This window comes from Lactococcus hircilactis (assembly GCF_009601015.1).
Classification (GTDB): domain Bacteria; phylum Bacillota; class Bacilli; order Lactobacillales; family Streptococcaceae; genus Lactococcus; species Lactococcus hircilactis.
The window spans coordinates 1-1,540 of record NZ_WITJ01000043.1 but is presented as its reverse complement, the minus strand read 5'-3'; the positions used below and the strand labels follow the sequence as shown (position 1 = coordinate 1,540).

At 49.2% G+C, this 1,540-nt stretch carries 1 pseudogene; it reads left to right on the top strand.

Annotated features, from left to right (window positions below):
* A pseudogene (locus tag GHI93_RS12935) lies at positions 1-1,540 on the top strand (hypothetical protein); the annotation flags it as partial.

Sequence of the window (1,540 nt, the reverse complement as noted above, 5' to 3'; positions counted from 1 at the left end):
CTGTCGCAGTTGTCGCAAGTGATGTCACACAAAATCTGACGCAAACCCTTTTCCAAATGGCTGCCCCTTCTGATGAGAGTAGCTCAAGCGAAAGCACAGAAACGATTGATGGGAAAAAAGTCCTCACTGTCACGACAGCGACAGCTGATGAAGCAACGAAAGCCATCACGGACCCCAATAGCTATCGCGCAGACGACAGTCTTTTAAAGCCAGTCTATGTCCCTGATGCCTCGGCTAAAAAAGAAATACAAGCGCAATCAACACAAGCATCAACGCCAAAAGCTCAAGCCTATACGCTCCCCAAAACAGCCATCAAATCAATGACAGAAGCGTTCAAACCAAGTGGTGCGAAAGTTGAGCTGCTCTCGACCAATCCAAACTCGCCTATTGTGATCCAAAATGGGACAGCGACCGTCCAAGATGGGACGGCAACGTTTGATAGTGATAACAATCCAGGACACGATGCCAATGGCTCAAATGGTGTGGTCCGCTCTTGGGATCAAATCATCTATTTGGTTTCCTTTGCGGTCCAAAACAACTCAAATACAACTTATGGCAATATCAACTATAGCATACAGGCCGACCTTAAGGGAGCTGTCACGGTGGGCTCAGATGGGAAAACGCCACAAGTCAACGCACAGATTGCCTCAGGCACCATGTACAATAACGACGGAAGCACTTATACCGGTGGAGCAGGCTACTCTGAAGGAGTGATGCAATCCTCCATCGCCAATACTGGACAGGTGTTTGTCCCTGTCATTGTCAATGTCTATGGTGCACCCAATGGCTACAAGCTCCAACCGACCTTTAAAGTTTCAATCATCTCAGCGGATAATCAAGACACACTTGAAACAGAAGGCTCAATAAAATCTCCGCTCAATACCTATGATGGCACGGACTTTTCACAGTTTAGTCCATCAGCGACGACGGTTTCAGCAGCGCCAAGTGTCGGAGTGACGCTTGTCAAAGGACAAACCCAAGCAGGAACGACTGTCTTTGGGGGATCGAATAGTAATCTTGATGCGGATGATGTCGCAGCAGTCATCGCGCTTCAACCGCTCGCAGAACACAAATCATGGACCAATCCCTATGTCGGTGCAACCTATCCGACAGGGACCATCTCCTACAGCCTATCAAACTCAGGGACTTACACCCCAAGCAGTGGGACAGCGACCGCACTTACGACAAGTCAGATGGCAAGCCCCACAGTCAATGCCTACGCTCCTGCGACGCTCAATCGCACGTCCGCCTTTACCTATAACTCAGGCTCAGGCTATGCCAGCAAGTACACGCAAGCCCTCGATGCACCAAATGCCAATACAGGTCAGATCAATATGACTCAACCCGCAAGTAATCTTGCGAGTCAAGGGGTCTATAACTCAGGGACCTTCACCGCAAGCAGTGCAGGTAGCGTCACAAATACCAACTACTCTGGCGTTTACAGTCCCTATACTTATAACATGACTGGGGCAATCACACCGACTTCGCTTGCAAAATCTTTCTCCAGTATGGAGATGATTCTCGGCTGGGACAGAACGAC